Source organism: Rathayibacter sp. AY1E2 (genome assembly GCF_002932325.1).
In the GTDB taxonomy this organism is placed as follows: Bacteria; Actinomycetota; Actinomycetes; order Actinomycetales; family Microbacteriaceae; genus Rathayibacter.
Window position 1 is genome coordinate 1 of record NZ_PSVO01000045.1, and the last position, 5,065, is coordinate 5,065.

Here is a 5,065-nt window from a genome sequence, read left to right on the forward strand (position 1 = left end):
GGGGAGGGGGTGGGGGCGGCGCTCATTGCGGACTCCTTCGGCAGCGGTCCGACCATCCTAGAGCCCCGGTGGAGCGCTCTCTCGCCCCGGAACGCGGGACATCGCGCCCCGGACGACCGCGAGGCGCCGCCTCCCCGGCCGGACACCGCGGTGAGGGCGGTGTCCGGGCGGCGGAGGCGGCGCCTCGGAGGAGAGGAGCGGAGCGCAGGACGCGGGCCGGTCGGCGCTTCCCGATCAGGCCCGGTGGGCGCCGTGCCCGTCGCGGGGAGGAGCGGTGCGGATCGAGTCCGTCCGGACGTCCGGCTCGATGCTGCCCGCGGCCAGGTCGGCCCCGGCGCGCGCGGCCAGCTGCGGGTCCGTGCGGCGCAGCTCCTCCGCGCTGTCCTCGGCCGCGAGGTCGTGCGCCTCCTGCATGGCCGACTTCGCTCGCAGCGGCGGGGTCTTGAGGAACCACGAGAGGACGAAGGCCAGCAGGACCACGCCCAGCGCGACCTGGAACACGGTCACGGTCGCGTCGTTGAACCCGGTCAGGAACGGGGCCGACAGGGCGCGGTCCGCGGTGTTGAGGAACGAGGTGTCCCCGTCGAGCGCGGAGCCGATCGCCGCGGTGTCCTGCGACTGCAGCAGCTTCAGGATCCCGGCGTTGGCCGGGTCCGCGGCGACGGCCGGATCGGTGACGGCCCGCTGCAGATCCGCCGCGAGCGCCGGGTTCTTGAAGGCCGCGGCGATGGTGTCGGGGATGCGGCTGAAGAGCACCGAGAAGATCACGGCGGTGCCCAGGGTGCCGCCGATCTGGCGGAAGAACGTGGAGGCGCTGGTCGCGACTCCCATGTTCGCCACGTCGACCGAGTTCTGCGAGGCCAGGGTGAGGGTCTGCATCATCTGCCCGAGCCCGAGGCCCAGCATCAGCATCCCGCCCATCATGAAGATCACCGGCTTGTCGATCGTCACGAAGGTGAAGTAGAAGAACGCGGCCGACATCAGGAAGGTGCCGACGATCGGGAAGGCGCGGTAGCGGCCCGTGCGCGAGATGATCTGACCCGAGACGATCGAGGCGATCATCAGGCCGAGGATCATCGGCAGCATCAGGAAGCCGGACTCGGTCGGCGTGGCGCCGTTCACCAGCTGCAGGTACAGCGGGATCGCCATCATGCCGCCGAACATGCCGAAGCCGACGAGGACGCCCAGCACGGTCGCCATCGAGAAGGTCGGCGAGCGGAAGAGCTTGAGGGGGATGAGCGCGTCGTCGCCCATCATCCGCTCGGCCGCGATGAAGCCGATGACGCCCAGCGCGCCGACGATGTAGCAGACCCACGCGATCGGCGAGCCCCAGCCCCACTCGCGGCCCTGCTCGGCGATCAGCAGCAGCGGTCCCGCGGCGATGACGACGAGGGAGGCGCCCCACCAGTCGATCCGCACCGAGCGCTTGCCGGCGGGCTTGGGCAGGTGGAGGAACCGCACGACGATGAAGAGCGCGACGGCGCCGATCGGGAGGTTGATCAGGAAGACCCAGCGCCAGCCGGTGATGAAGAGGATCTCGGGGGTGCCGGCGAGCAGGCCGCCGATGAGCGGTCCGACGACGCTGGAGATCCCGAAGACGGCCAGGAAGTAGCCCTGGTACTTGGCGCGCTCGCGCGGGGGCAGGATGTCGCCCATCACCGTGAGCGCGAGCGACATGAGCCCGCCGGCGCCGAGGCCCTGCACGGCGCGGAAGCCCGCGAGGCCGAGCATCGAGGTCGAGAAGCCGGCGAGCGTCGAGCCGATCAGGAACAGCACGATCGCGATCAGGTAGAGCGGGCGGCGTCCGAAGATGTCGGAGAGCTTGCCGTAGATCGGCGTCGCGATCGTCGAGACGATCAGGTAGGCGGTGGTCACCCACGCCTGCTGCGAGAGGCCGTCGAGGTCGTCCGCGATGGTGCGCATCGAGGTGCCGACGATGGTCTGGTCGAGCGAGGAGAGGAACATCCCCGCCATCAGCCCGAAGATGACGAACAGGATCTGCCGGTGCGACATCACGGCGCCGGACGGCGTCGAGGTCGGAGCGGATGGAGCGGAGGCGGAGTCGGCCACGGTGGTCCCCTTGTCTGGCGGACGCGTCCAGGCACGGCGATCCGCCGCAAACGTTGCGTGCTGCGCAAAGTTACACCGCGTGCGGAGAGCGCGACAGAGCGTCCGGCGAGCCTGAACGGGATCTCAGGGCCGCCGTGCCGGGGCCGTGCCTCAGGCCGGAGCGGGGACCGCCTCATCCGCCCAGCCGGCCTCACGGAGCGCTGCGCGGGCCTCGGCTCGGGCCGAGTACGGCGTGCGCACGCCGAGGATGTCGCGGTAGTTCTGGTGCCCAGGACCGGCCCAGAGGATGGCGTCGCCCTCGTGCGCCAGGGAGACGGCGACGCGGATGGCGCGCTTGGGGTCGTCGACCTCGTGGATCTCGGCGTCCGGACGTGCGGCGCGGGCGGCCCCGACGAGGGTGCGCCGGATCGAGGCCGGGTCCTCGAAGCGCGGGTGGTGGTCGGTGACGACCAGCACGTCGCTGCCCAGGACGGCGGCTTCGGCCATCGCCGGGCGCTTGAGCGCGTCCCGGTCGCCGTCGGCGCCGAACACCATGATCACGCGGCCGGGCGTGACCTCGCGGACGGCCTCCAGTGTGCGCGCGAAGGCGTCGGCGCTGTGTCCGAAGTCGACGTACACCGTGGGGCCGCGGTCGCCGGAGACGCGCTCGGTGCGGCCGGGGAGGGAGGCGTCCACTCCGCCGTCGCGGTGCAGCGCGGCGCGGATCTCGCCGATCGGCCGACCGGACTCGATCAGCATCACGATCGCCAGTCCGGCGTTGGCGGCCATGTGGGTGCCGATGATCGGGACGGAGGTCGTGATGGCACGGCCCTCGCGGTTGCCGATCCGGAAGCGGGTGCGGCCGAACTCCTGCTCGAGCACCGTCACGGTCCAGTCGGCGTCGACGCCCGGGAGGGAGGTGATCGTGGTGACCGGCACGCCGGCGACCTCGACGAGGCGCGCGCCCGCGGGGGAGTCGAGCGAGACGACGGCCCGGCGCGCGCGATCGGGCTGGAACAGCTGGGCCTTCTCGCCGAAGTAGGTGTCCATGTCGCCGTAGTCGTCGAGGTGGTCGTGGCTGAGGTTCGTGAAGCCGGCGACGTCGAAGACCACGCCGTCGACGCGGTGGCGGGTGAGCGCCTGGGCGCTGACCTCGATCGCGGCCGCGCCGACGCCCTCCTCCTCCATGCGGGCGACGAGCGCGTGCAGCTCCGTCGCCTCCGGGGTGGTCAGGCCGCTGGTCACCGAGGTGTCGCCGATGTGACGCTCAGCGGTCGAGCTGAGGCCGGGCACGACGCCGAGCTGGCGGAGGATCCCCTCGAGCATGTGGACGGTCGACGTCTTGCCGTTGGTGCCGGTCACGCCGAGCAGCACGGGGGAGCGCTCGGCCGTCCCGTAGACGGCGGCGGCGACGGCGCCCAGGCGGGAGCGGGGGTCGTCGACCACGAGGACGGGCAGACCGGTCGCGCGCGCGGCATCGGCGCCCGCGGTGTCGGTCAGCACGGCGGAGGCGCCGCGGGCCACGGCCTGCTCGACGAACTCGGCCCCGTGGCGGTTGACCCCGGGCAGGGCGACGAAGAGGTCGCCGGGCTCGACGTCGGAGGCGATCAGCGTCACTCCGCTGATCTCGGCCGTCAGGCCGCCCTCGTCGCCGATCTCGAGCGTCCGAGCGAGGGCGGCGAGAGGGACGGAGGGTGCGGTGAGGGGTCGGAGCATGGGGTCCTTCCATCGACGGCTCCGTGGGGGGCCGTGCGGCCGGGGGGGCGGTCGCACGCGGAGTCGTGGCTGTCACTCAAGCTAGGGGGTCTGCTTATGTGAATCCTTAGAGGATATGCGCGACCCGCGTGGAGGGGCACGGGTGGACAGAACCGATCGCCGGTGCTTCAGCAGATGCGCAGGAACGGGTCTGTCTAGGCTCGGAGGATGACGTCGAACGAGAACGAGCCGACCGATGGGCGCCCCGTCCGCCGCCGAGCCCTGGTCATCGGGGGTGTGGCCGCCGCGGCGGGCCTGACCGCGCTGGGGGTCGGAGCCGCCATCGGGAACGGAGCGCCGGCGCCCTCGCCGACCCCCTCGACGGCGCCGCCCGCTCCGTCGCCCTCCGCCGCCGCGACCACTTCGGCGCCCACAGCGGAGCCGACCGCCACTCCGACTCCCACACCCACTCCCACCGCCCCCGGGATCGACCTCACCGCGCAGTCCGTCGACGACCCGGCGAGCACCTGGGTCGTCGTCAACAAGCTGCGGACGCTCGCGCCGGTCGACTACGTCCCCGCCGACCTGACCTTCCCCGACGTGCCCTACGTCAACCGGCAGCCGATGCGCCAGGCGACCGCGGACGCCCTCGTCCCGCTCTTCGCCGCCGCCCGCTCCGAGGCCGGCCTCTCACTGGCCGTGCAGAGCGCCTACCGCTCCTACGACACCCAGGTCAGCGTCTACGCGGGCTGGGTGTCCTCGCGCGGACAGGCGGGAGCGGATGCGACGAGTGCGCGCCCGGGGCACAGCGAGCACCAGACCGGCTGGGCGGTCGACGTGGTGGGAGCGTCGGGCGCGTGCGCGCTCGAGATCTGCTGGGGCGACACTCCGGAGGGGCAGTGGGTCGGCGCCAACGCCCACCGCTTCGGCTTCCTCGTGCGCTACAAGTCCGACACCACTCCGATCACGGGGTACGAGTCGGAGCCGTACCACCTGCGGTACGTCGGGACCCAGCTCTCCGGGTACCTGCACGACTCCGGCATCGAGACGCTCGAGCGCGTCTTCGGCCTTCCGGATGCGCCCGATTACGCGCCGGGGACCACTTCCTAGGCGGTCTAGCGATCACAGACGGACACGATCGGGCGTGACACGCGCCGCTCGTTACCGTACTGTTATTCGGAGCGCTTTCGGAGGCCCGTCTGACGGGTCTCCCACCCCCGCCTGGTGACATAGCCGCTTCCCCTGCTCCCGAGCCCGGTCCCCCGCCGAGCCGCCGACCCGTGAGACCTCTCTGTGCACCCTCGCTCCACCCGCTCCACCC

Annotated in this window: 3 protein-coding genes; 1 reads left to right on the forward strand and 2 read right to left on the reverse strand. The window is 72.1% G+C overall.

Annotated elements, in window-relative coordinates; genetic code table 11:
* Positions 1-234 precede the first annotated feature (234 nt).
* Positions 235-2,013, reverse strand: coding sequence for an MDR family MFS transporter (locus C5C49_RS16550; RefSeq protein ID WP_104246965.1), 1,779 nt, complete (start codon positions 2,011-2,013; stop codon positions 235-237).
* Between the two features lie 207 nt (positions 2,014-2,220).
* A complete protein-coding gene (locus C5C49_RS16555; protein WP_104346615.1) occupies positions 2,221-3,765 on the reverse strand; it encodes a Mur ligase family protein in 1,545 nt (514 codons plus the stop codon).
* Positions 3,766-3,972: 207 nt separating this feature from the next.
* On the opposite strand from C5C49_RS16555, the gene C5C49_RS16560 reads away from it, so the two are divergent.
* Positions 3,973-4,854, forward strand: coding sequence for a D-alanyl-D-alanine carboxypeptidase family protein (locus C5C49_RS16560; protein WP_104346616.1), 882 nt, complete (start codon positions 3,973-3,975; stop codon positions 4,852-4,854).
* The last annotated feature ends 211 nt before the right edge of the window (positions 4,855-5,065 follow it).

Bases quoted from the DNA above. Each gene is read 5' to 3' on its own strand.
- C5C49_RS16560 (WP_104346616.1), top strand. From the start codon at position 3,973: ATGACGTCGAACGAGAACGAGCCGACCGATGGGCGCCCCGTCCGCCGC.
- C5C49_RS16555 (WP_104346615.1), bottom strand. From the start codon at position 3,765: ATGCTCCGACCCCTCACCGCACCCTCCGTCCCTCTCGCCGCCCTCGCT.
- C5C49_RS16550 (WP_104246965.1), bottom strand. From the start codon at position 2,013: ATGTCGCACCGGCAGATCCTGTTCGTCATCTTCGGGCTGATGGCGGGG.